The sequence below is a fragment of the Flavobacterium sp. genome (assembly GCF_035292545.1).
In the GTDB taxonomy this organism is placed as follows: Bacteria; Bacteroidota; Bacteroidia; order Flavobacteriales; family Flavobacteriaceae; genus Flavobacterium.
Genome location: NZ_DATDPV010000067.1, coordinates 1 through 26,006, shown reverse-complemented (window position 1 = coordinate 26,006; position 26,006 = coordinate 1). Strand labels below are relative to the sequence as shown.

26 protein-coding genes are annotated in these 26,006 nt (G+C 35.6%); 19 read left to right on the top strand and 7 right to left on the bottom strand.

The genetic code is table 11. The features are described from left to right. Positions 1–7 precede the first annotated feature (7 nt). The 8 genes from VI621_RS11180 to VI621_RS11145 all read left to right on the top strand — a co-directional run bounded on the left by VI621_RS11180 (position 8) and on the right by VI621_RS11145 (position 8,449). Positions 8–2,302 (top strand): FAD-dependent monooxygenase, encoded by a 2,295-nt coding sequence (locus VI621_RS11180; RefSeq protein ID WP_324218472.1) that lies wholly within the window; start codon positions 8–10, stop codon positions 2,300–2,302. 6 nt (positions 2,303–2,308) lie between these two features. Further along, positions 2,309–3,910 carry an AMP-binding protein gene (locus VI621_RS11175; RefSeq protein WP_324218471.1) on the top strand — a complete coding sequence of 534 codons (1,602 nt, stop codon included), beginning with the start codon at positions 2,309–2,311 and terminating at the stop codon, positions 3,908–3,910. Positions 3,911–3,912: 2 nt separating this feature from the next. After that, positions 3,913–4,338 (top strand): thioesterase family protein, encoded by a 426-nt coding sequence (locus VI621_RS11170; RefSeq protein WP_324218470.1) that lies wholly within the window; start codon positions 3,913–3,915, stop codon positions 4,336–4,338. A gap of 45 nt (positions 4,339–4,383) precedes the next feature. After that, positions 4,384–5,364, top strand: a complete 981-nt coding sequence (locus tag VI621_RS11165) for a carbon-nitrogen hydrolase family protein (RefSeq protein WP_324218469.1) — start codon at positions 4,384–4,386, stop codon at positions 5,362–5,364. Position 5,365: 1 nt separating this feature from the next. After that, a complete protein-coding gene (locus VI621_RS11160) occupies positions 5,366–6,478 on the top strand; it encodes a cupin domain-containing protein (protein ID WP_324218468.1) in 1,113 nt (370 codons plus the stop codon). Positions 6,479–6,484: 6 nt separating this feature from the next. Then, a complete protein-coding gene (locus VI621_RS11155; RefSeq protein WP_324218467.1) occupies positions 6,485–7,393 on the top strand; it encodes a fumarylacetoacetate hydrolase family protein in 909 nt (302 codons plus the stop codon). Positions 7,394–7,450: 57 nt separating this feature from the next. Further along, the gene (locus tag VI621_RS11150; protein WP_324218466.1) at positions 7,451–8,203 is read left to right on the top strand and encodes an Asp/Glu racemase; all 753 of its coding nucleotides are present in this window, start codon (positions 7,451–7,453) and stop codon (positions 8,201–8,203) included. Between the two features lie 96 nt (positions 8,204–8,299). Beyond that, positions 8,300–8,449 (top strand): hypothetical protein, encoded by a 150-nt coding sequence (locus VI621_RS11145; RefSeq protein ID WP_324218465.1) that lies wholly within the window; start codon positions 8,300–8,302, stop codon positions 8,447–8,449. A 286-nt stretch (positions 8,450–8,735) separates the two neighbouring features. Here the strand turns inward: VI621_RS11145 and VI621_RS11140 are convergent, their stop codons facing one another. Further along, on the bottom strand, positions 8,736–8,924 hold the full coding sequence (locus VI621_RS11140; protein ID WP_324218464.1) for a hypothetical protein: 189 nt from the start codon (positions 8,922–8,924) through the stop codon (positions 8,736–8,738). A 1-nt stretch (position 8,925) separates the two neighbouring features. Between VI621_RS11140 and VI621_RS11135 the strand changes: the two genes are divergently transcribed. Next, positions 8,926–9,135 carry a hypothetical protein gene (locus VI621_RS11135; RefSeq protein ID WP_324218463.1) on the top strand — a complete coding sequence of 70 codons (210 nt, stop codon included), beginning with the start codon at positions 8,926–8,928 and terminating at the stop codon, positions 9,133–9,135. Positions 9,136–9,187: 52 nt separating this feature from the next. Here the strand turns inward: VI621_RS11135 and VI621_RS11130 are convergent, their stop codons facing one another. The 4 genes from VI621_RS11130 to VI621_RS11115 all read right to left on the bottom strand — a co-directional run bounded on the left by VI621_RS11130 (position 9,188) and on the right by VI621_RS11115 (position 15,749). Next, positions 9,188–9,904: a 3-ketoacyl-ACP reductase gene (locus tag VI621_RS11130; RefSeq protein WP_324218462.1), complete on the bottom strand. Its 717-nt coding sequence runs from the start codon at positions 9,902–9,904 to the stop codon at positions 9,188–9,190. Between the two features lie 430 nt (positions 9,905–10,334). Next, on the bottom strand, positions 10,335–10,826 hold the full coding sequence (locus VI621_RS11125) for a hypothetical protein (protein WP_324218461.1): 492 nt from the start codon (positions 10,824–10,826) through the stop codon (positions 10,335–10,337). A gap of 441 nt (positions 10,827–11,267) precedes the next feature. Next, a complete protein-coding gene (locus VI621_RS11120) occupies positions 11,268–13,460 on the bottom strand; it encodes a T9SS type B sorting domain-containing protein (RefSeq protein ID WP_324218460.1) in 2,193 nt (730 codons plus the stop codon). Positions 13,461–13,772: 312 nt separating this feature from the next. Next, the gene (locus VI621_RS11115) at positions 13,773–15,749 is read right to left on the bottom strand and encodes a dehydrogenase E1 component subunit alpha/beta (RefSeq protein ID WP_324218459.1); all 1,977 of its coding nucleotides are present in this window, start codon (positions 15,747–15,749) and stop codon (positions 13,773–13,775) included. Positions 15,750–15,933: 184 nt separating this feature from the next. Between VI621_RS11115 and VI621_RS11110 the strand changes: the two genes are divergently transcribed. The 8 genes from VI621_RS11110 (at position 15,934) to VI621_RS11075 (ending at position 21,804) form a co-directional block, all read left to right on the top strand. Beyond that, positions 15,934–16,884 carry an isopenicillin N synthase family dioxygenase gene (locus VI621_RS11110; protein ID WP_324218458.1) on the top strand — a complete coding sequence of 317 codons (951 nt, stop codon included), beginning with the start codon at positions 15,934–15,936 and terminating at the stop codon, positions 16,882–16,884. Between the two features lie 76 nt (positions 16,885–16,960). Then, positions 16,961–17,311 carry a translation initiation factor gene (locus tag VI621_RS11105; RefSeq protein ID WP_324218457.1) on the top strand — a complete coding sequence of 117 codons (351 nt, stop codon included), beginning with the start codon at positions 16,961–16,963 and terminating at the stop codon, positions 17,309–17,311. A 51-nt stretch (positions 17,312–17,362) separates the two neighbouring features. Further along, the gene (locus tag VI621_RS11100) at positions 17,363–18,232 is read left to right on the top strand and encodes a nucleoside phosphorylase (RefSeq protein ID WP_324218456.1); all 870 of its coding nucleotides are present in this window, start codon (positions 17,363–17,365) and stop codon (positions 18,230–18,232) included. Between the two features lie 3 nt (positions 18,233–18,235). Then, positions 18,236–18,766, top strand: a complete 531-nt coding sequence (locus VI621_RS11095; protein WP_324218455.1) for a GNAT family N-acetyltransferase — start codon at positions 18,236–18,238, stop codon at positions 18,764–18,766. Next, positions 18,763–19,611: a substrate-binding domain-containing protein gene (locus VI621_RS11090; protein WP_324218454.1), complete on the top strand. Its 849-nt coding sequence runs from the start codon at positions 18,763–18,765 to the stop codon at positions 19,609–19,611. Before VI621_RS11095 ends, VI621_RS11090 begins: the two co-directional genes overlap by 4 nt. A gap of 25 nt (positions 19,612–19,636) precedes the next feature. Continuing rightward, positions 19,637–20,569 carry a transglutaminase gene (locus VI621_RS11085; RefSeq protein WP_324218453.1) on the top strand — a complete coding sequence of 311 codons (933 nt, stop codon included), beginning with the start codon at positions 19,637–19,639 and terminating at the stop codon, positions 20,567–20,569. 75 nt (positions 20,570–20,644) lie between these two features. Next, positions 20,645–21,208, top strand: coding sequence for a DUF3575 domain-containing protein (locus tag VI621_RS11080; protein WP_324218452.1), 564 nt, complete (start codon positions 20,645–20,647; stop codon positions 21,206–21,208). Between the two features lie 11 nt (positions 21,209–21,219). Beyond that, a complete protein-coding gene (locus VI621_RS11075; protein WP_324218451.1) occupies positions 21,220–21,804 on the top strand; it encodes a hypothetical protein in 585 nt (194 codons plus the stop codon). Between the two features lie 4 nt (positions 21,805–21,808). Here the strand turns inward: VI621_RS11075 and ung are convergent, their stop codons facing one another. Next, positions 21,809–22,477, bottom strand: coding sequence for a uracil-DNA glycosylase (gene ung, locus VI621_RS11070; RefSeq protein WP_324218450.1), 669 nt, complete (start codon positions 22,475–22,477; stop codon positions 21,809–21,811). A 130-nt stretch (positions 22,478–22,607) separates the two neighbouring features. On the opposite strand from ung, the gene VI621_RS11065 reads away from it, so the two are divergent. Both VI621_RS11065 and VI621_RS11060 read left to right on the top strand, forming a co-directional pair. Next, complete coding sequence (locus VI621_RS11065; RefSeq protein ID WP_324218449.1) at positions 22,608–24,776, top strand: endonuclease MutS2; 2,169 nt, start codon at positions 22,608–22,610, stop codon at positions 24,774–24,776. Between the two features lies 1 nt (position 24,777). Next, on the top strand, positions 24,778–25,191 hold the full coding sequence (locus tag VI621_RS11060) for a thiol-disulfide oxidoreductase DCC family protein (protein WP_324218448.1): 414 nt from the start codon (positions 24,778–24,780) through the stop codon (positions 25,189–25,191). A 52-nt stretch (positions 25,192–25,243) separates the two neighbouring features. Here the strand turns inward: VI621_RS11060 and VI621_RS11055 are convergent. Beyond that, the coding region (locus VI621_RS11055; RefSeq protein WP_324218447.1) for a T9SS type A sorting domain-containing protein at positions 25,244–26,006 on the bottom strand (763 nt) is incomplete at its 5' end.

The window sequence follows — 26,006 nt, the reverse complement described above, 5'->3', positions numbered from 1 at the left end:
TACAAATATGAAAATAGCAGTTATAGGTGGTGGACCAGGAGGTTTGTACTTTTCGATATTAACAAAAAAGGCAATGCCAGATTGCCAAATCGATGTTTACGAACGCAATAAAGCCGATGATAGTTTTGGTTTTGGAGTTGTGTTTTCAGATGAAACTTTAGGCGAATTCTTAACACGAGATACCGAATCTTACGACTTAATTCGTAGCAAATTTGCGTATTGGGATGATATTGCCGTGGCTCGTGATGGGGATATTGTAAGCATTTCCGGAAATGGATTTTGCGGGTGTTCCCGAAAAACATTGCTGCAATTATTGCAACAACGTTGCAAAGAAGTTGGCGTAAATCTCCATTTCGAGACTACTATTGAGGACGTTTCAAAATTAGAAGTAGATGTAATTGTGGCTTGTGATGGAATCGGAAGCCAAATCAGAACCCAATTTGCATCTGATTTTGGAACTAAAATTGAACTAAAGAAAAACCGCTTTGTTTGGCTAGGCTCGACAAAACCGTTAGATGCCTTTACCTATTTCTTCAGATCAACGCCTTACGGTATGATTGTCGCCCATTCCTATCAATACGAAAAAGGAATGAGTACCTGGATTTTTGAATGTTCGGATGAGACCTGGCAAAAAGTTGGTTTTGAAGTGGAGAACGAAGAAAGTACCATTAAAAAAATAAGTGAATTTTTTAAAGAAGAACTCGACGGACATTCGTTGATTTCTAACCGATCACACTGGCGTCAATTCCCTGCAATTACCAATGAAAAATGGCATAAAGACAATATTGTTTTATTGGGTGATGCAAAAGCGACTGCCCACTACTCTATTGGATCCGGAACTAAATTAGCGATGGAATGTGCCATTGCGCTTTCGGATGCCATAGTAGAAAATAGAACCGACGTCCAAGCCGCTTTTGAGCAATATGAAAAGTTGAGAAGAAATCGTGTCGAAATGATTCAGCACGCTGCCAACGTCTCTTTAGATTGGTTCGAAAACATGGACCGTAACAATCAGCATGATTTTATGCAGTTTGCTTTCGGCGTAATGACCCGTTCTAAAAAAGTTACTTTCGAGAATCTAGCGATACGGGATGCTTTATTTCCTAAAAAAGTCTTAGCTGATTTCAATAAGAAATTAGGAACTGATAAAAATACACCAGCCGCATTTACGCCGTTTCATTTGCGGAAAATGCAGTTGAACAATAGAATTGCAATGTCATCCATGGGACAATATTCCGCTGAAAACGGACTGGTTTCCAATTGGCATTTAATCCACTACGGAGCAAGAGCCACCGGAGGCGTTGGATTGATTATAACCGAAATGACAGCAGTTTCCGATACCGGACGTATCACTTTAGGTTGTGCCGGTATTTACTCTAAAGAACAGGTAGTTAAATGGAAAAATATAACTGATTTTCTCCATCAAAATAGTCAGGCTAAAATCGGAATTCAACTAGGACATTCTGGTCGTAAAGGGGCAACCACAAAACCTTGGGAAGGAGCCAGCAAACCTATTGAAGAACCTTGGGAATTAATGTCAGCCTCAGCAATAGCGTTCAATGAAAAAATGGCCGTTCCAAAAGAAATGTCTTTAGCAGATATGGATACAATTGTTTCCGAATTTGTTCAAGCTACAAAAAATGCTGAGGAAGCGGGATTTGATATGATTGAATTGCAGGCACATCACGGATTTTTATTAGCCTCTTTCCTATCCCCTTTAACCAATATTCGTAAAGATGAATTTGGCGGAAGCATTGAAAACAGATTAAAATTTCCGTTAAGGGTTTTCACCGAAATGCGAAAAGTATTTCCTGAACACAAACCAATGTCAGTTCGAATTTCGGCTACAGACTGGGCAGAAAATGGAATTTCAGAATCAGATGTATTTCTAATTTGTGAAGCATTTAAAAAAGCAGGTGCCGACATTATCAATGTTTCTACAGGAAATACGGTGTCCAATCAAAAACCACAAACAGGAAGAATGTGGCAGACTCCTTTTTCGGATGCAGTAAGGAATACCGTCCATATTTCAACAATTACTACTGGATATATTCAGGATATAGACCAGATTAATACCATTTTATTAAACGGAAAAGCTGATTTGGTGGCTTTAGGCAGACCATTGTTATTGGACGCCAGTTTTGTCAGAAATGCCCAGGCTTATGAACAATACCAAACGAATGACATCCCAAATCAATATCAGGCAGGCATTTCACATTTGTATCCATACAAAGGAGCTGAACGAAAAATGATGGAAGGAATGAAAAGAGCATTGAAACCGGAAAGCCATAAGAAATCATAATTAAGGATGAAACATTACGAAGATAATTTCGCTCACGATAGTTTACCAAATGTAACGTTACAGCCGGATTACATATATCCTGGACCTGAATTTCAACAACCGGAAATGCTCAATTGTGTCGAGCGTTTATTGGATTATCATATCGATAAAGGTGATGGAAATTCAGTTTGTTTACGGACTTTTGAAACTACCTGGACCTATCAGGATTTATATGACAAAGCCAATCAGATCGCACATGTTTTAGTGGAAGATTTGGGTTTGAAATCCGGAAATCGGGTATTAATTCGTTCTGCAAATAACCCAATGATGGTCGCTTGTTGGTTTGCCATTTTAAAAGCGGGCGGAATTGTAGTAGCAACAATGCCCTTATTACGTTCCAAAGAATTAACCACCATAATCGATTGTGCCGAAATATCACATGTATTTTGCGATGCGTCATTAGAGGAAGAAATGAAAGGTGTTGCATCTTCATTTCTTAAAAAAATCAGCTTTTTTGACGGTTCTGAAAAAAATCCTTCTGAATTAGAAAATTTAATGAAGGATAAGCCTAAAACTTTTTCCAATTATCATTCCAAATCAGAAAGTGTTGCTTTAATTGGATTTACATCGGGAACCACTGGTTTACCCAAAATGACGGCACATTTCCACAAGGATATTTTAAATATTTGTGAAGCATTTCCCAATTACTCACTTCAACCGACTAATAAAGATGTTTTCACCGGAAGTCCGCCATTAGGATTTACATTTGGTTTAGGAGGATTGGTTTTGTTTCCGATGTATTTCGGTGCTTCTACTTTTTTAATAGATAAACCGACTCCAGATTTACTGTTACAGGCTATTCAGGATTACAAAGTCAGCATTTGTTTTACCGCGCCAACTGCTTGGCGAATCATTACAACTAAAGTAAAAGAATACGATATTTCCAGCTTGCGCAAATGTATCTCAGCCGGAGAAACCTTACCTTTAAAAGTATGGGAAGACTGGTATAATGCCACAGGTTTAAAAATAATTGATGGTATTGGTGCCACCGAAATGTTGCATATTTTTATTTCTTCCAATGAAGAGCATATGAAACCTGGTTCAACCGGATTACCAGTCTTTGGTTATGAAGCTAAAATTATCGATAAAAAAGGAAACGAACTTCCTGCAAATGAACCCGGAAGATTAGCCGTAAGAGGAATTACCGGCTGCAAATATTTAAACCGCGAAGACAAACAAAGAGAATATGTAGAAAACGGCTGGAATATCACCGGAGATATTTTCCGTAAAGATGAAGATGGCTATTATTGGTTTGTTGCCCGTGGCGATGACATGATTATTTCTTCGGGATATAATATTGCCGCCATCGAAGTGGAAAGCGTATTGCTGACTCACGAAGAAATTTTAGAATGTGCCGTTATCGGTTTGCCCGATGAAGAACGAGGTATGTTGGTTTGCGCCTATATCGTTTTAAAAGATCATTCTAACGCAAAAGAAGAAACAGCAAAAATAATTAAAGACTGGTTCAAAGAAGTGGCCGCACCCTATAAATATCCAAGAGAAATCCGTTTTTTAGAAGCTTTACCAAAAACAGAAACCGGAAAAATCCAACGCTTTAAATTGAAATAAAAATGAATAAACCCTTTATAAAAAAAGAAAAAATACGTTTCAAACATGTCGATTATGCCGGTATCGTTTTTTACCCGCGATTTCTTGAAATGCTTAATGATTTGGTGGAAGATTGGTTTGAAGAAGCTTTAGAGAGACCGTTTTCTAAAATCCATGAAACTAATGGTATTCCGACAGTAGATTTGAAAGTACAGTTTAAAAAAGCCGCCAGAATAGGCGAAATACTGACCAAGTCCCTTTGGGTAAAAAATCTGGGAGGTGCTTCAGTTGCCTGTGGTTTTAAATTTGAGGATGAGGCGGGAAAAACCTGTTTAGAAGGCGAAGTTACTTTAGTGAACGTTGCTTTTCAAGAAAATAAAGAAACCATTAAAGCGGAGCCATTTTCAGAAGAAATGAAAGCTAAAATTTCCAACTACATAATTGAGTAAGAATTGCGTAATTTCGTAATTCCAAATTCGTAATTCATAACTATCATGGATTTTCCAAAATTCAAAGCCGCAACCGTTCAAACATCGCCCGTTTTCTTAAACGTTGAAAAAACGATTGACAAGGCAATAACATTTATAAAAGAAGCATCATCAAATGGTGCGCAATTAATAGCTTTTCCGGAAGTTTTTGTTGCGGGTTATCCTTATTGGAACTGGATAATGACGCCAGTTCAGGGAAGCAAATGGTATGAGGAATTATATAGAAATTCTGTGGCTGTTTCTGATCCCGAGATGGAGCGTTTGTATCAGGCTGCCAAAGAAAATAACATCCATATTGTTATCGGAATCAACGAAAGAGGACAGAGTTATGGCGAAATCTATAACACCAATTTGATTATTGATAATCATGGAACCATCATTGGAAAACACCGAAAATTAGTACCGACTTGGGCGGAAAAACTAACCTGGACTTCAGGGGATGGTTCTTCGTTAAAAGTATATGATACTGAAATCGGTCCAATCGGAACATTAGCCTGTGGCGAAAACACCAATACTTTAGCACGATTTACACTATTAGCGCAAGGCGAATTAATTCATATTGCCAATTACATTTCGTTACCTGTTGCGCCACCGGATTATGATATGGCTGAAGCGATAAAAATAAGAGCCTGCGCCCATTCATTCGAGGGAAAATTATTCACCATCGTATCTTGTTCTACTATTTCGCAGGAAATCAAAGACGCACTACGTGATGATGTTCCGAATGTAGATGAATTGTTGACCAGAAAAAATTCTGCTTTTTCCGGATTTATTGGGCCAAACGGATCGGTAATCGGTGAGCCATTAATCGATAAAGAAGGAATTGTATATGCTGAAATTGATTTAGCAAAATGCATCCAACCGAAACAAATGCATGATATTCTTGGGCATTATAACCGTTTTGATATTTTTGATTTGAGAGTAAATATTGCTCCTACAAGAAAGATTACGTTTATTGATAATCACGAAGAGTTTAATAAAAAATAATATGGAAGGAAAATATTCAGATGACCAAATTGGTCGCGCAAGAGTAAAAGATACTCCCGAACTCGAAGCCTATTACAAAGAACTCGAAACTCTTGGTGCCGGTGCTTTATGGACTGTTGCTAATGATATTGAGCCTTGGGAACCGAGAACTTCTTCCGTTCCTATGTTATGGAAATATGATGATTTACGCGAATTAGTTCTAAAATCATCCGAATTGGTAACACCGGAACAAGCGGGTCGCCGTGTAGTATATTTGGTAAATGACAAACGTAAAGATGTAAGTGCCGCTGTAGGTTGGTTATATACCGGAATTCAGGTTACGCGTCCGGGCGAAAGCACTTCGGCACACCGCCATAAAGCATCAGCTCTACGGTTTATCATGGAGGGCTCAGGTGGTTATACCGTGGTAAATGGCAACAAAATCACCTTTGAAGTCAACGATTTTGTGATTACCCCAAATGGAACTTGGCACGAACATGGCGTGGCACCCGACGGAAAAACCTGCATCTGGCAGGACGGTTTGGACATTCCGTTAGTGAATGCTTTAGAAGCCAATGATTATGCTGTTTATGAGGGTAAACAAGACTTAAAGTGTCCTGTTAATTATTCTCCTCTAACTTATGGAGGAACAGGATTATTGCCAGCAGATGTAGTTTGGGACAAACCTTATTCTCCACTTTTTAAATATTCCTGGAAAACAGTTTATCCGGCCCTTTTAGAAACGGCCAAAGTCAACGAAGGCTCTCCTTTTGATGGCATTTTAATGAATTATTCCAATCCGCTTACTGGCGGTCCGGTAATGCAAACTATGGGCGCTTCGATGCAGTTATTGCGTCCGAGCGAACATACCAAAGCACACAAACATACTGGTTCATTTGTCTATCAATGCGCCAAAGGGAAAGGATATTCCGTTATAGATGGAAAACGCTTCGACTGGAAAGAACGAGATATATTTTGTATTCCGTCATGGGCGAATCATGAACATGTAAACCTTTCGGATACTGAAGACGCTTGCTTGTTTTCATTTAACGATTTACCGGTAATAAATGCTTTGGGATTGTACCAGGAAAAAGAATATACCGAAAACAATGGTTATCAAACAATTGAAAAATAAAGATCTATGAAACTAACTACATACAGAATCAATCACACAACACCGAGATTAGGAGTTGTAGAAGGCAATCACATCATTGACTTAGAAGATGTTGCCAAAATAAAAAAGGAAGTTTTACCAAAAACAATGCTGGATCTAATAGATTTAGGATTACCGGAAGTGGCGAGGATTCAGATTTTAATTGATAGTTTAACCGCCGAAGAACGCAGTAATTGCGTCTATCCTTTATCGAATGCAATTTTACTCGCTCCTATTCCAAAACCAAGAAAGAACATTATAGGAATTGGGTTGAATTATACAGAACATGTAGCTGAAAGCGCGAGAACATTGGATACCTCAAACGATTTGCCGCAACAACCGGTGATTTTCTCTAAACCACCAACAACCGTTACTGGAACAAACACAGAGATTCTTCTAAATACAAAACTGACCCAACAATTAGACTGGGAAGTCGAATTGGCCGTAATTATTGGCAAAAAAGGAAAATATGTTCCGGCAGCAAAAGCGATGGATTATGTATTCGGTTATACCGTAATCAATGATATTTCTGCCAGAGATTGCCGTCGTTCCGGACAATGGATTGTTTCCAAAGGACAAGATACTTTTGCTCCTATGGGACCTTTTTTAGTGACCAAAGACGAAATTTCAAACCCGCACAATTTAAATTTATCTTTAAAAGTAAACGGTGTCGAAAAACAAAACTCGAATACCCAATTCATGTTATTCAATATCAATGATTTAATTGAGGATTTAAGTACAGTTTTCACACTGGAACCAGGTGATATCATTGCTACAGGAACTCCTGCAGGGGTTGGTGCCGGTAGAAATCCACAAGAATGGATGTGGGACGGTGATGTTGTTGAAGCAACCGTAGAAGGTATTGGAACAATTGTCAATACAATTAAAGAAATATAAATAAGTAACAGTTTTCAGTTGCAGAACGCACCTTCAAACTTTAAACTTCAAACAATAATGAATAAAAAATACCGCATAGGCCAAATAGTTCCATCTTCAAATGTGACGATGGAAACTGAAATTCCAGCTATTTTCCGTTCCCGTGAAACCATTTTACCCGAACGATTTACCTTTCATTCCAGTCGCATGCGAATGAAAAAAGTAACCAAAGAAGAACTCGAAGCCATGGATGCCATGAGTTTGAAATGTGCACAAGAATTGTCTGATGCGCATGTTGATGTGATGGGTTACGCCTGTTTAGTTGCTATTATGAGCATGGGACGTGGCTATCACTGCGTTTCTGAAGTAAACTTGCACCAGGAAACCATCGCCAACGACTTCCCTACTCCTATTGTTACCAGTGCGGGAGCTTTGATAAACGGACTAAGAGTTTTAGGAGCCAAAAAAGTAGCGATAATTACGCCTTATATGCGTCCGTTAACGGATATGGTAGTAGATTATATTGAGCATCAGGGTTTTGAAGTAGTAGATTCTATCGCTTTGGAAATTCCGGATAATTTAGAAGTAGCCGCTCAAGATCCAATGAATTTACTGGAAATCTATAAACGATTAAATTTAGAAGGCGTTGATGTTTTGGTAGCTTCGGCCTGCGTGCAAATGCCCTCTTTAGAAGCGATTGATTTAATCCAGAAAGAAATCGGGATTCCGGTTACCTCTGCTGCGGTTTGTACGACTTATGAAATGATGAAAAAGTTAGGCATTGAAGCGAAATCAAATATTGGTGGGGAATTGTTGAACGGAAAATATTAAGTGATAATTGTGTAAGTTTTTCTCAAAATTATATAAGTCATATTGCTGTCAGTTATTTGAAATTTGCATTACAATAACTATCAAAAATATTTAACCTTGGAAAAGCTTAACACTTCAATTATAGATCACGATTTCAGTACTGATTTAAACAACATCATGAGCATTAATAATTCTATTGATGAGGAAGTTGAAGGTTTCGAGGATTTTGACATTGATTTTGACTTAAATTTTTGTAGCAATTTCTAAAGGAATCAGTTAAGAGACAAACTTTGGTAGTTGATAAATTGTAATTTACTATCTCAAAAAAAATTATTATATTTAACTAAATTAAAACTAAAAAATATGAACGGTTTCTTCAAAACAATCTTAGCAGGTTACGGAGCAAAAAAAATGGGTTTTGGTTGCTTTGGAACCATTATCGTATTTGTAATCATTTATTACATATTGGGTTATCTTTAGAATTAATAAATAACCGAAAATAAAAAAGCGCTCAAAATATTTTTTTGAGCGCTTTTTTATTTTGCATACATGATTAATTTAAAAACAACTTCTTTAAATGTTCCTTGTATAATTTAAGGTCATTTACTACATCCGCATTTTTTTCAATATCATGAAAATGCATACTTTCCAATGAAGTCATTCCTGTAAAAGCATTCATAGAATGAAAACCAAATAATGCACCTTCATCAACGCTATGCTGATTAAAAAATTCCCCCGGCATTGTGCTTGTAGGAGGAAGTGAAATTGATGATACCGCTTTTACTATTGTCCCTTATTTTTTATGCCAACAGGAAATTGATAATGGACTGATTAAACTGCTTTGGAAAGGAAACAAGCCATTAGAAATTACGCTCTACTTCGCTGCACGAAAGAAAACAATATATCAGGAGGAAATAACTTTGATTAAGAAAATATTTATTGAAGTCATGTAATTTTACTATATAGCCAAAAAAAATCCCACCGAAAAAACGATGGGAATATAATTTATGGATTGGTCGACCAAATAGAAGCTGATTTTAGTAAAACCCTTCTGTTGAATTTCAACTGAGCCACTACCAATTCGGCAAAATCTTCGGGTTGCAGCACGGTATCCGGATTACCATCTGTTATTTTTAAAGCCAATGACATATCTGAAGCAATAGTGCTTGGCATCAAAGTAGACACGCGAATATTGTGTTTTCTTACCTCCATCATCAAAGCTTCTGAAAGACCGATAACGGCAAATTTTGAAGCACTATAAGCACTCGTTCCGGCATTACCGCGAATTCCTGCAGTCGAAGAAACATTGATAATATCTCCGGTATTTTTAGCAATCATTCCCGGAAGAATTTCATGGGTTACATAATACATGCCAAATACATTGGTTTTCATGATGTCTTCCCATTGTTGCGGATCCATCTCAAGAAAACTGCCAAAGGCGGCTACTCCGGCATTATTAATTAAAATATCAACATCGCCAAAAGCTTCTTTTATCTTCGAAATTCCCTTTTTTACTGCTTCAAAATCAGAGATATCAAATACCGAATAAATGGCTTTTACTCCCAAAGCCTCAATTTCGCTTACTGTTTTTTGCAATGCAGTTTCATCTCTTCCGGTGATGGCTATGGAAACCCCTTCGGCAGCTAAGGCCAGCGCCGTTGCTTTTCCAAGACCTCGGCTTCCGCCGGTTATTAATGCTTTTTTACCTTGTAATTGTTCCATTTTTAGAAGTTTAATTGGAGTCAAAGTTAAGCATTTGGGGGTTTTTATTTTAGTTTTTAACGTCTTGTTAGGTCTAAAAGGCTTCGGATTAAATTGGAGTTTCAACCTCAGATTATTGATATTAAAATCTTAATAAATAAAAAAAGCATCTCATCTAAATAATTAATAGCGTATTCCGAATAATCTGCAATATGTAATAAAACGCCAAATTTGGGGTTATAGACGTCAAAGTTGTGGTTATCATACGTCAAATTTGGCGTTCTGAGCGTCAAATCTGGGGTTATAGACGTCAAATTTGGGGTTATCATACATCAAATTTGGGATTCTGAGCGTCAAATTTGGGGTAAGGGACGTCAAATTTGAGGTTTCCAAAAAAATACCCTTTCAAAATTAGTGTTCTGAAAGGGTTTTAGGAATCGATAATTTAATATTATGGATTTGAATTCGTATCTGCAGATTTGTTAATAGTTCCGGTTCTGTTAAAGAATTGCGCCATTTCGTTGACTTTGGTTTCAAAACCTGCCGTTTTAGTATTCATTTTATATTTACTAAAATCGTAATCCGTTAACGCTGCTTGATAATTATCATAATCATGCAGGATTTTGTTATTTACAAGTCCGTCAATCAGATTTTGCAATCGGGCAATAGCAGCCTGAATAAAATCTCTGGATTCAAAATCATTTTGAAACTCTGCCCAGTCTATATCCGGACTACTCATTCCCGGCTGACTGGTTCTATAATCCCGGACTTTATTTACTATAAGCTTATTCTGCTCGTTGATGCTTCCGAACTTTTGGCGCTCCTCTGGCGAAAGGTTTCTGAATTTAGCAATTAATGAACCTTCTAATGCCGTAAGGCTTGTTACTACCGCAGTTTTTTCGGCAGGAGTGTAATGGTTGCCGTTTAAATTATCGAATGGCATAATAAATTGATTTTAAAATTAATAGAATGATTTTTATAAATGTATTGTAACAAATGAGATTCGTTACTTTTCCTTTTTAGCTGTTTGCTTTTTGATAACGATAGGAATTTCATCTTGATTTTATTGCCTTATTTATGCATAACTATCCGTTTTATTCTTGTATTGTGCTTCTTTTTTAATTGAATTCGTAAATCATAATACTACCCTCCTCGTCTATTCACTTACTGTCGAAGTTTGGTTGTTAAATGTTTACAATATCCAAAATGAAATTTTATTTTTATCAGCTAAGGATTTAAGTTGATCGTTAATTTCCATGGTTTAGTGGGGTTTTATTAGATTTCAAACATAACACCAATGGAAATAATATCCTAACAGGAAACCGTAAAAAGAGCATTTTATTTTTTTGTTTTTTGGACGCAGTCTAAAATCGGAGTTTTTATTTTATCTTTTTAACGAAAAGTGTGCTTTAAACTTTTTAGAAATACTTTGCTCCGTGTATTCAACATAAAACCAATAATCTGTGCTAGGCATTGGGTGTCCTATATAAGTTCCGTCCCATCCCAAACCTCTTGGGCTTATTTCTTTCAAAAGTTTGCCATAACGATCAAATATGAAAATTTTAGAATTTGATTGATCACTTAATTCAAAAATGTTCCAAGTTTCATTGTAACCATCTCCATTTGGGGTAAAAAATGTGGGGTAATTAATAACTAATATATTATCTCTGGTTATTGGCGGCGCACATCCATTGGCATCATAAACGGTTAAAGTATGTGTTCCTAAAGCAACATTTTCAAAAACAGGATTAGTTTGCAAGGGCCCAAAGTCTAATTGATACAAATAATTCCCTGGAGGCGAAGCAGCTACGGTTATAATTTGATTTTCAGCAAAAGCTTCACTAACGCTCCATTCAAAACTCAAAAGAGTAGCTTGGTTAACTGTTACATCAATGGTTTGCGATGATGCACATTCATTTATATTGGGAGTAAAAACATAACTGCCATTTGTCGTACCGTCAATAATTGGTGGCGACCAAGTTCCGGTAATTCCATTTGGAGAAGTGTTATTCAAACTAGGTATCGGACCGCCTAAACAGATTGATATATTATCAAAATCAGGGAGAGTAAGAGGATTCACAGTTACATTTAAAATCTGTGTAGTGGCACATTGACTTGCATCTGGTGTGAATATATAAGTTCCGCTTGCCGTGTTATTAATTATAGGTGGCGACCAATTCCCACTGATTCCATTTGGAGATGTGGCTCCTAATAATGGTGGGGTAGTTCCGGTACAAAAGGAAGGAATCGCCTGGAAATCAGGAACTATTCTTGGTATTATCGTTACATTCAATGTTTGCGTTGTGGCACATTGATTTGGATTTGGCGTAAAAACATAACTTCTACTTGTGGTATTACTGATTGTTGCTGGCGACCAGGTACCTGTAATTCCATTTGGAGATGTATTTAATAAAAGCGGTGCTGTTGTTCCAGAACATAAAGCAGGAATATTTGCAAAATTTGGAGTAACAACCGACACTATTGTTATTGATACTGTTGTTGGAGTTGCTGTTACGCACTGACCTGGGTTTGGTATAAAAGTATACACTGTTGTCCCTAATGTTGCAGTATTTATTACTGCAGGATTCCAAGTTCCTGTAATTGATGGAGAATTTGTAGAACTTGTGGGTAAACTTGGCGCTGTTGCATTCTGACAAATAGAACCTGGAATAGCTGTAAATGTTGGCGAAACCCTTGGTGACACTGTTACGCTCAATGTTTGATTGGTGGCGCAAGGTTTTAGAGTTAAATTTGGCGTAAAAACATAACTTCCACTTACTGTATTGCTGACAACTGCGGGTGACCAAGTGCCTACAATTCCATTTGGTGATGTTGTGGCTAATATTGGCGCCACTGTTCCTGAACAAAAAGCGGGAATAGCCGGGAAGTTTGGAGTTATAGTTGAAGTACCACAAGGAACAGTACAAGTAATAGTTTGCGGAGGCACGCAGGGTGATGTTGCAGATGTTAATGTTAATGTTACAGATTGCCCAGGCAGCAAACCAAATACTTGAAGATGAGAAACACCTACACTTCCGGTAACCGCAGCGCCACCCTGAACTGTGTATGAATAATTATAGGTGTTAGAAATCAGCGGGTTATTTGACCAATCAAAAAATACTGAAGTACCCACATCCGGTGGTAGTATTTGTGAAGGATCACATCTTAAATTAAGTATAACTGCTCCATTATCAGCGACCACATTAACGACAATTGGTACACGAGAACTTTCGCAGCCACCAATTGTTTGGCTAACATAATAAGTTGTAGAACCAACTGTTGTTGTAGAAGGAGTTGGCGGAATAGCAGAAGCCGTTCCTCCTGTTGCATTTGTTCCATACCAAGTCAAAATTCCTCCGGTCGATGGTGTTACAATTATGGGAGTCGCGGTGCTATTTTGACATAAATATAATGGTGAAGTTACCACTGGCGGATCACAAGGTGCTAATAATGTTGCATTTGGTGCGTTTCCATTCTCAAAATCATCATTATTGATGAAATTTTGAGAGTAGCTTCTTAGAGTTGAAAAAATAGTAATTAAAAATACAAAGACAAACAGTTTAGTAAATTTTCCCATACTTATAGTTTTTTATGTGCTTTAAAAAATCAAGGGGGCTAATTGTAGTAAATGTATGAAAATTAACACTTTAAAAAAAATATTTATTTAATTTCAAAAAAAAAAAATTATAACCCATAATGAAATCGTACTCTAAGAAGTAATCGCACGATCCTTTTACTTCGTCACTGTCGTTTTTTAAATTTATGGAATGGCGAAAATAGCAGCAATGGAGCTGAAATGGTAATTTAAAGTAATTTTCGAATGGTAAGTATTAATAACAAAACAGCCTCTCGAAATCGAGAGGCTGTTTTCTATATATCTACAAAAAGACTAATATTCCAATAATTCTTTTAAAGCATTTTCAAATCTACCTTTCGGTAAAAATTGATCTTCCAAAGCTTTTGTAAACGGAATCGGGCTGTCTAAACTCGCCACACGTTTTACGGGAGCGTCTAAATATTCGAAACAATTTTCCATTATCATTGCAGAAATATCACTGGCTACACCGCCAAACAGGGTATCTTCCTGATAAATAATAACTTTACCGGTTTTCTTAACAGAAGCATAAATAGCTTCGGTATCCATAGGCTGCAACGTTCTTAAATCCAATAAATCGGCTGAAATTTCAGGATTTTTAGATAAAGTGTCTAAAGCCCAATGCACTGCTGCTCCAAAAGAAATAATCGTGACATCGTTTCCTTCTTTCAACAAAGCGGCTTTTCCTAAAGGAATGGTATAATAATCTTTTGGCACATCTTGTGACATACTTCTGTATAATTGTTTGTGTTCAAAGAACATCACAGGATTTGGATCGTTGATAGAAGCGTTTAACAAACCTTTTACATCATATGGAAAGGCAGGATAGACGACTTTCAAACCTGGCGTTTTAGTAAACCACGCTTCATTGGTTTGTGAGTGAAAAGGACCTGCTTGAGTTCCTCCACCGCAAGGCATACGCACCACAACATCGGCTTTTTCTAACCAACGATAATGTGATTTGGCCAACAAATTTACAACTGGATTAAATCCTGTAGAAACGAAATCGGCAAACTGCATCTCTACAATTGCTTTGTGTCCGTTTATAGATAATCCCATTGCCGCAGAAACTACTGCACTTTCACAAATTGGAGTATTACGAACACGCTCTTTACCAAATTGAGCCACAAAACCATCGGTGATTTTGAAAGCACCGCCATATTCGGCGATGTCTTGTCCCATGATTACCAAGTTATCATGGCGCTCCATTGATTGTCTAAGACCTTGTGAAATACCATCAATATAACGAACATTTTCTACTTCATCTGAATGATTAAACTCTTCAAAATCATAAGGTTTATAAACGTCATTTAATTCTCCTCTATAAGTAGCTTCTATTTCTGCCTCGTTGTTGGCGATTAACAAATTATCGTCAATTTCTTTTTTTATTTCGGCACGCAAGGCTTCATCGAAATCAGCTTTAAGAATATTATTTTCTGACAGGTATTTTCTGAAATTATCCACAGGATCTTTAATGGCCCACATATCCATCAGTTCCTGAGGAACATATTTGGTACCACTCGCCTCTTCATGTCCACGCATACGGAACGTTTTGAATTCCAATAAAACCGGACGTGGTCTTTCTATCATCGAAGCCTTTAATTCTGATAATAAATTATAAACTTCCAGAATATTATTTCCATCCACAATGTGGCTTTCCATTCCGTAACCAATTCCTTTATCAGCAAGGTTTTTGCAACGGTATTGTTCATCCGTTGGTGTCGAAAGTCCGTAACCATTATTCTCTATAACAAACATCACAGGTAATTCCCAAACAGCTGCAATATTCAATGCTTCGTGAAAATCTCCTTCGGATGTTGCTCCTTCACCAGTAAAAACAGCGGTAACTTTTCCGTTTTTTTTCAATTTATTGGCCAATGCTACTCCGTCAGCCACACCTAATTGTGGCCCTAAATGCGAAATCATTCCAATAATTTTATATTCTTGTGTTCCAAAATGAAACGAACGGTCACGACCTTTGGTAAAACCACTAGCTTTTCCCTGCCATTGTGAAAATAATCGGTACAAAGGAATGTCTCTTCCTGTAAATACACCTAAATTTCGATGCATCGGCAAGATGTATTCATCTTTGTCTAAAACAGCGGTAACTCCAACAGAAATCGCTTCCTGACCAATTCCGGAAAACCATTTGGATACTTTTCCCTGACGGATAAGAATCAACATTTTTTCTTCAATTAATCGTGGTTTGAGTATTCTTTTATATAAATCTAATAAGGTTTCGTCGGTCAGATTTTTTCTATCGAAATTCATAGCTTTTTTTGATAAATGAGTGTTTTTTTACGCCCTCAAAAGTATAAAAAAATAACTGTTTGGCCTTAAATTGTTATATTTTTTTACGTTGTTAATAACTTTTGAAATTTACATTAAAAATTATTCTATATATTTGTCTTTATAAGGCTTTTGGCCTTAAAAGTTATTAACAATTATTGATTATATGCAAAACATTCCTAGTGTTGACTTGCGTGATTTCCTTTCGGGCGAACCGGAACGTAAACAAAAATTTGTAAATGAAATCGGAAAAGCATTTGAAGACATTGGCTTCGTAGCTTTAAAAGGGCATTTTTTAGATGACCAATTGGTTGGTGAATTGTATGGTGAGATCAGAAATTTCTTTTCTTTGCCACTTGAAACCAAAGACAGTTATGAAATTCCCGGAATTGGTGGCCAGCGTGGTTATGTTTCCTTTGGAAAAGAGCATGCTAAAGGCAGAAAAGAAGGCGATTTGAAAGAGTTTTGGCACTTTGGACAATATGTGGACAAAGATTCAAAATATGCTGCTGAATATCCTGACAACGTTGAGGTTAAAGAATTACCTCTTTTTAATGCTGCAGGAAAAGAAGCTTATCAAATGCTGGAGAAAACCGGTGTTTATGTATTGAGAGCACTGGCCTTGCATTTAGGTTTGGACGAATTTTATTTTGATCAATATGCCTATGAAGGAAACAGTATTTTGAGACCAATTCATTATCCGCCCATTACAAAAGAACCGGAAAATGCTATTCGTGCTGCTGCTCACGGCGATATCAATTTGATTACTCTTTTAATGGGTGCGCAAGGAAGAGGATTACAGGTTCAAAATCACAATGGCGACTGGATTGATGCTATTGCTGAGCCAGACGAATTGGTGATTAATGTAGGTGATATGTTATCGCGTCACACAAATAATAAATTGAAATCTACGATTCATCAAGTGGTTAATCCGCCAAGAGAATTATGGGGAACTTCACGTTATTCGGTTCCGTTTTTTATGCATCCGGTTAGCGATATGCGTTTGGATTGTCTGGAAAGCTGTATTGATGCCGAAAATCCTAAAAAATACGAGGATATTTCTGCAGGAGAATTCTTGTATGAAAGATTAGTTGATTTAGGGTTAATCAAAAAATAATACCTAATTTTATACTTTTAAAAAAAGACATTGAGTTTTATGCTCGATGTCTTTTTCAATTTTATAGCTATAAAGAATGGCAAAGAAAATAAGCAACTTAGAAGATTTAGGAGGATTTGTATTCTCCACTAATGAAAATTTCGAATTTGATTCTAATCAGGAAAACGAAGAAACTTTAGCCCCAAAGCATCAACGGCTTGAAGCGCATTTGGACAAGAAAAATCGTGGCGGAAAAGTAGCCACTATTATCAGAGGCTTTCAAGGTAACGAAGAAGATTTGAAAACGCTGGGTAAAATTCTAAAAACAAAATGCGGTGTTGGCGGCGCCGTAAAAGACAATGAAATCATCATTCAGGGTAATTTTCGCGATAAAGTCATTCAGATTTTGCAAAGCGAAGGGTATAATGTAAAACGTGTTGGAGGGTAATTACAAATTTTCCAAATTATTAAATTTTTCAATCAAAAATATAAACCAAAAATGAAAATAAAATCATCCGAATTAATACTTAATCCTGACGGAAGTGTATATCATTTGAATTTAAAACCAGAACATATTGCACACGATATCATCTTTGTTGGAGATCAGAATCGTGTCGAAAAAATAACCCAGTTCTTTGACAGTATCGAATTTTCTACTCAAAAAAGAGAATTCAAAACCCAAACCGGAACTTTAAAAGGGAAACGAATTACCGTGATGTCAACCGGAATCGGGCCTGACAATATCGATATTGTAATGAACGAACTGGATGCTTTGGTCAATATTGATTTAGAAACCAGACAACCAAAAGAAAAATTGACTTCACTAAATATCATCCGAATCGGAACTTCCGGTTCACTTCAGGCAGATATTCCTGTAGATAGTTTTGTGATGGCTAAATTCGGATTGGGTTTAGACAACATGCTTCGCTCCTATTTAATTGATGAAGTTTCCAATCCGGCTATGGAAGATGCTTTCATTGCGCATACCAATTGGGATTTACGAAAAGGAAAACCGTATGTAATTTCCTGTTCTGAAAAGTTGGAAAAAATTATTGAAAGTGACAATATCCACAAAGGAATTACTGCAACTGCCGGAGGATTTTATGGCCCACAAGGACGCGTTTTACGTTTGAATATTCAAGATGAAAATTTGAATTCAAAAATGGATAATTTCAAATTTGAAGACAACAGAATTACCAATCTGGAAATGGAAACTGGGGCTATTTATGGACTTTCTAAACTTTTGGGTCACAATGCTTTGTCATTAAATGCAATTATAGCTAACCGTGCATCAGGAACTTTTAGCGACGATCCGTATAAAGCCGTGGATGAATTGATTGCCTATACTTTGAAGAAATTAACCAATTAATTTGTGGAATTTTTTATAGAAACAGAAAGACTATTACTTCGAGAATTACAATTGTCAGACTCTGAAGCGATGTTTGAAATGGACAAAAATCCGAATGTTCACAAATACTTATGGAATAAACCTAATCAATCTATCTTAGAATCTCAAAAAGTAATTGAATTTGTCAGAAATCAATACATTAAAAATAATATCGGGAGATTTGCAGTAATTTTAAAAGAAACCAACGAGTTTATCGGTTGGGCCGGATTAAAATTTAATACTGAAGAGGTAAACGGCAAAATTAACTTCTTTGACATTGGATATCGTCTAGATGAAAAATTTTGGGGCAAAGGGTATGCTTCCGAAGCAACTTATGCCTGGTTAGATTATGGATTCAATAGCATGAAAATAAAAACGATGACTGCGGCTGCTCAAACAGAAAACGGTGCATCAAATAGAATACTTCAAAAAATAGGAATGCTTTTAACAGAACAATATTTAGAAGATAATGTTTCTTGGAATTGGTATGAATTAGAAAACCCTAATATATCATGAAAACTATAAAAATCGCCGGCGTTCCGGAACATTTCAATCTTCCTTGGCATCTATGCATCGAAAATGGCGAGTTTCAAGACGCTGGTATCGATTTACAATGGACAGACGTTCCGGAAGGAACAGGAAAAATGTGTAAAATGCTTCGTGATGGAGAAACTGATATCGCGGTAATCTTAACTGAAGGAATTGTAAAAGATATTGTTGCAGGAAATCCGAGTAAAATTGTTCAAATTTATGTGCAATCGCCTTTAATCTGGGGGATTCATGTCGCAGCTAAATCAAAATATAAAACCCTTTCGGATTTAGAAAACACAAAAGTGGCTATTTCCCGTTTGGGTTCCGGTTCGCAATTAATGGCATACGTGAATGCCGATAATCAAGGCTGGAAGACCGGTAATTTGCAATTCGAAATTGTAAATACGATTGATGGCGCGGTTGAAGCTTTAACGAACGGAACAGCCGATTATTTTATGTGGGAACGTTTTATGACCAAACCCTTGGTCGATAAAGGTATTTTTAGAAGAATTGCCGATTGTCCAACGCCCTGGCCTTGTTTTGTTATTGCAGTTCGCAATGAAATATTAGAAAAAGAGCCACAAATCATTGCGAAAATTCTTGAAATTATTAATCAAACCACGGAAGATTTCAAAGAAATTCCAAGTATTGACAGAACGCTATCTGAAAAATACCATCAAAAAACAGAAGATATTCAAGAATGGTTATCTTTGACAGAATGGTCTCAGAAGCCATTAGATGAAAAAATGTTAAACAAAATTCAAAATCAGTTGCTTGAACTATCTATTATTGATAAAAAAGGTACATTTACTGAAATAGTAAAAAGCTAAATCGCTCCTGACTTTTTTAGTTCTTATGATAAAATTTCAAGATATTTCTTTTCAAAAAATAAAAGCCATGCTTGAGGTTAAAAAACCTTGGGATAATGTCATTATTTTCGCATTGAATATTCTAATTGCCATTCCTGTTTTTATCATAATTCATCAAAATTTTATAGAATACAGTTTCTATTTTAATATAGATAGAATTGTACTTTTTGTCCTGATATTAATTATTATACAATTGATATTAAGATTGTTAAAGACAGTAATTATAGTTTTTCTTGGCTTATATTTAATTGCACTGCTCTTAGGGTCATTATTAGGGAGATACGGTTTTAATGCTGTTTTTGAAGACTATCGGTCTATGATTTATTCCATGTCGGACAATCCGAATCCGCAGGACCTGATTATTTCCAAGTTGCTTCCGTTTCCCAATAAATCAAAAGTTTTGAATGCGATTGAATATCAAAATCCCAAAGTGAGAAATTTTGCGATAATGGCCACCACGAAGCATCTCAAAAATATGAAAGGATACGGTGACTATCGAACCGTGATTCAGTGTTTTGCGGTATTCAAAGAAATAAATAGCCGCTGGAACTACGTTAGCGACCCTAAAGGAACAGATTATATTGCTCGTGCCACTGAATCCATGTTATATTTTTCTGGCGATTGTGATGATCATTCCATCTTAATGGCAGCTTGTGTAAAATCCATTGGGGGAACACCGAGATTGATTCATACCGGCGGACATATTTATCCAGAAATATTAATTGGGGATAAAAGTGATTTAGAAGCAATCAATTATTTAATCAAAAAAATACTTTTTGTAGAAGAAAGTAAAGGAATGCAACTTCATTATCATATTGATGAACGTGGACAGATATGGCTTAACTTAGATTATACGGCAAAATATCCTGGCGGACCATTTATGCGAGAAGAAATTCTTGGTGCTTTAACCTTGGATTGATTTTATTTTAATAGAATAAATATTTAATACTTCCTTTTTTATATATTAGCTATTCCAAATTAATAATTCATTCTTATGAAGAAATTCTTTTTTATAGCATTGCTTTCATTTCAGTTTATGAATGCTCAAGATTCAACTTCAATCAGAAAAAATGAAGTTCGGTTTGATGTATTATCATTGATTGCTTCATCAAAATTTAATATCAGTTACGAACGATTTCTGAATGATCGTTTTTCAGCTGGTTTAAGCACCAGTTATGCTAACAGTAAAAAGATAAATGATGATTTTGATGAAGGCTACAGAAATACAATGCCAAAATATGAAATCACGCCTTTCGTTAGATATAATTTATCAAAAGGAATATCCAGTTTTTATTTTGCCGAAGTCTTTATGTCAGCAAATGGAGGTGATTTCAAAGAATCTGTTCGGTTAGTTGATGAAAATAATAATGGTTATTATGTGAACCAAAAAAGTGATTATTTCGATTTGGCTTTAGGTGGCGGATTAGGGTACAAAATGTATTTTAAACAAAAATTTGCAGTCGAGGTTTTAGTCGGATTTGGAAGAAATCTAATAAATACTGACAAAAGTCCTGATGTACTCTCCCGTGTAGGTTTAAATTTTGGTTACAGATTTTAAAAAATAAAAAAATGAAAACTATAAAATATTTCTTATTGTTTACTTTAGGTTTATTTATCACCACAAGCTGTGATACCAACGATGATGGTTTCTATAATACCATATACCTTCATAGTTCAAATCTAATTGCAACTGAAACCCAACCCTCCTATTTGGTTGGAGATAATCTGTATATCAATGCGGATTTTTCTCGTTATCAGGAAGAAGCTGGTCAAACTGAACCATTGGATATTTATAAAACTACAGGCAATGCTAATGAATTTAATTTCTCTTATGTCTTAGAAATAAAAAATGGCGCCGATTGGGAATTAGTTGAATTTTCGAACAATCAATTAGATATAGTTAAAGGAAATGCAGTTTCTGGTGCCTATGTTTATGGAAGTGCTATTTATAATCCCAATAATGAATTTTACGAATATAGAGTTGGAATGCCTTTAACTCAAGCCGGAGAATATCGATTGAGTTTTGGGTATAACAGCGGTTCGAATGAGGTAGAAATTATCTCAAAAAGTATCGGCTTAAACTTATCCATGACTATTTTTTCAAGTACAAACAATATAAATTCCGAAGGATATTACCTATTTACGGTAAACTAATTAATTACCAGTCTATTTCTGAAATTCCTTTTGATTTAAGGTATTTATTGGTTTTACTAAAATGTTTGTTACCAAACCATTTTCCCTGATTGGCGCTCATTGGCGAAGGATGACCTGCTTCTAAAACCAAATGTTTGGTCCGATCAATTTTCAAACCTTTTTTATGTGCGAAATTTCCCCAAAGTAAGAAAACCACATTTTCTTTTTCATCGGATATTTTCTGGATTACGGCATCGGTAAAGAGATTCCATTTCAAATGTTTATGGCTGTTAGGATTGTCTTTTCTAACAGTTAAAGAGGCATTCAATAGTAAAACACCTTGTTTTGCCCATCGTTCTAAATTTCCGGAAGTGGGGAAAAATACTTTTCCTAAATCATCATTTACTTCCCTAAATATGTTGCGTAAAGAAGGTGGAATTCTGACACCGTTATTGACTGAAAAACACAATCCATTGGCTTCTCCATCGCCGTGATAAGGATCCTGACCAATAATAACGACTTTCAAATCTTTGAAAGAGCAATATTCAAATGCAGCAAAAATCAATTCTTTTGGAGGAAAACAAGTATGTTCCGCATATTCTTTATCCATAAAATTCATCAAATCATGAAAATAAGGTTTCTGAATTTCGTCCGATAAAATAGTTTGCCAGGAATTATTAAGATTAATTTTCATCCATAAAAGTTATTTCGCAAAGATACACAGATAAGTTTCTCTATGAGCAACCGTGAAAACTTTGTGAAACTCCATACAATAGTTTCAACTATTCCTTATTTTTGCAGTGTTAAAAGCGCTAAAAAGAAAAATGATTAACATCACAGAAAAAACACTTCAAGACTTACAATTCACAACCATTCTCGAAACCATTTCGGGAATTTGCAATACGGATATTGGAAAGCAAAAAGCTCTCGAAATTATTCCTTTCAAAGACAAGGAAACCTTGATGAATGCACTGATGCAAACCTCAGAATATGTTTCTTCTTTCCAAAATAACAATGCCATTCCCAATCACGGATTTGATGCCATTACGCATGAAATTAAATTTCTGGCTATCGAAGACAGTTTTTTGGAAGTGGGAAGTTTTAGAAAAATTGCAACAATTTCGGAAACGACGAATATTTTATTGCAATACTTTAAAAAATTTGATGACTATTATCCTTATCTGAATACCAAAGCTTCTCAGGTTGAATTCACTAGAGAAATCATCCAAAAAGTTGATGAAATAGTTGATAAATACGGAGAAATAAAAGACAATGCTTCGCCTGAATTACAACATATTCGTAGAGAAATGAATTCGGTTCGTGGTAAAGTCAATCAAAGTTTCGGCATAGCGCTTACACAATACAATGCGTTGAATTATTTGGATGACATTAAAGAAAGTTTTGTCCAAAATCGTAGAGTTTTGGCAGTTTTGTCGATGTATCGTCGTAAAGTGAAAGGTTCAATTCTGGGAAGTTCAAAAACCGGAAGCATTGCATACATTGAACCCGAAACTACTTTGAAATATTCCCGTGAACTGAGTAATCTGGAGTATGAAGAAAAAGAAGAAATCACCCGGATCTTAAAACAATTATCCAATCAAATCAGGCCGTTTTTGCCATTGATTATTCAGTATCAGGATTTTTTGAGCGATATTGATGTCATTGCTTCCAAAGCAAAATATGCCAGAAAAATTAATGGTATTTTGCCTACTATTACTGAAGAACGAAGACTATTTTTTCGGGAAGCCTTCCACCCTATTTTGTTTTTAAATAACAAAGAAAAAAACGCAATTACGCATCCCCAAACCATCGAGTTGAATCAGGAAAACAGAATTATTGTTATTTCTGGTCCGAATGCAGGAGGAAAAACAATTTCATTAAAAACGGTTGGTTTATTGCAATTGATGTTGCAAAGCGGTATGCTTATTCCGGTACACGAACGAAGTGAAACTTTTTTATTCGATAGAATTTTAACGGATATCGGGGATAATCAATCGATTGAAAATCATCTGAGCACTTATAGTTACCGATTAAAAAACATGAATTATTTTCTAAAAAAATGCAATAGTAAAACCATGTTCCTGATTGATGAATTCGGAACGGGTTCTGATCCGGAATTGGGTGGCGCTTTGGCAGAAATTTTCTTAGAAGAATTTTATCATAGAGAAGCTTTCGGGATTATAACGACGCATTATTCGAATTTAAAGATTTTGGCTAATGAATTGCCGTTTGCCATGAATGCCAATATGCTTTTTGATGAAAAGACTTTGGAACCGATGTATCAATTGGTATTAGGACAAGCCGGAAGTTCTTTTACATTTGAAGTCGCGCAAAAAAATGGCATCCCGTTTGGTTTAATCAATCGTGCAAAAAAGAAGATTGAAGTCGGAAAAGTACGTTTTGATAAAACCATTGCAACGCTTCAAAAAGAACGCTCTAAAATGGAAAAAACTTCCCAAACACTGAAGGAAGAAGAAATCAAAGCACGTGAAGAAAGCAAAAAGATGGAAAACATAAATGTGAAAATCAAGCATAAATTAGAAAGCTATCAGGAATTGTATGACAGCAATCAAAAAACAATATACATTGGCCAGAAAGTTGAAGATCTTGCGGAAAAATATTTCAATAATAAAAGTAAAAAAGACCTTATTGGTGAATTTTTGAAAATTGTTGAAATCGAAAATTCAAAAAGAACAAAAGCTACTGCCAAAGAAATCAAAGTCAAAGAAGAAAAGAAAAAGGAGATAATCCAGGAAGTTACCATTCAGGTGGAGGAAATCCGTCAGGAGAAAAAAGAGAAAAAATTAAAAGCCAATTTGGTTCCAGAAAAGCCAAAACCTATCCTGAAAGTCGGAGACCGAGTAAGAATGTTCGACGGAAAAGCAGTGGGAAGTATTGATGTTATCGAAAAAAATAAAGCAACCGTAAACTACGGCATGTTTACTTCAAAAGTAAGTTTAGATGTTTTAGAATTAGTTGAAGCCAAAAAATAATATGGAAAGTTTACCGAAAAATAAAAAAATAATTCTGTTTGATGGTGTTTGCAATTTATGTAATGCATCGGTTCAATTTGTAATAAAACACGACAAAAAAGACATTTTCCGATTCGTTGCTTTACAATCCGATTTAGGAAAAGAAATCATCAAACATATTGGAATAGATCAAAAAAATATTGACAGCGTTATTTTATATGAACCTGGAGTCGCATACTATTATAAGTCAAGCGCAGCTTTAGAAATCGCGAAGCATTTGGGTGGTTTTTTTAATTTTGCTACATTATTTAGAATAATCCCTGCTTTTTTAAGAAATCAGATTTATGTTTATATTGCCAAAAACCGTTACGAATGGTATGGAAAAAATGAAAGTTGCATGATTCCGACTGCTGAATTAAAATCAAAATTTTTATAAATAAAAAACTCCTTAATTTCTTAAGGAGTTTTTTTAAATCAAAAATTAATAATTAGTTTTTGATTATTTTTTTAGTAGCTGAACCTTGATCAGAATTGATATTCATCATATAAATTCCTGAAGCTAAATCTGAAATATTTACTTGGATATCCGAAACTTGATTAAATGTTTTTTGTTTAACAACTCTTCCATTTAAATCAGTAAGTTGAATCTCATTAATAGTAATATTTTCTGAGTTCGTAATTGAAATTACATCTTTTACCGGATTTGGATATACTGAAAATTTAGAGGATAAAAATTCGTCTGTTTTTAATGTTTGCGTAACTGTAAAGTTATCAATTATTAAAGCATGAGTTCCAGTGGCATTCATAGGAGTATAATTTCTAAAACCAAAATAATAAACTCCTGTAGAAGGAGGCGTAAAAGTATACGTTTTCAATACAAATGGAGCGCCTGTAACTCCCGTTTCATTTGCTAAGACAGTTGTTTGTGATGCGATAGACTGACTATTACCAACAGTTAACTGATAACTTCCCGTTGCAGTTGTTGTATTTTGAAAATTACTTAAATAATAAGTAATAGTTACAGAACTTCCAGCAGTTAAATTTATTCCTCTTGAAAACAACCAGTTATTTGCAGCAGCTGCAGCGGGTGTAATAGAAACAACAGATGAAACACCATCTTGAACCAATGCTCCAGCACCAAAGTTACCAATCTCCCAATCTCCAGCAACTGGAATAGTGTTTGGAGTAGCCCATCCAATAAAAGAGATGCCTTCTTGTTCAAAACCAGTATTATAGGTTGGAGATGTAGCT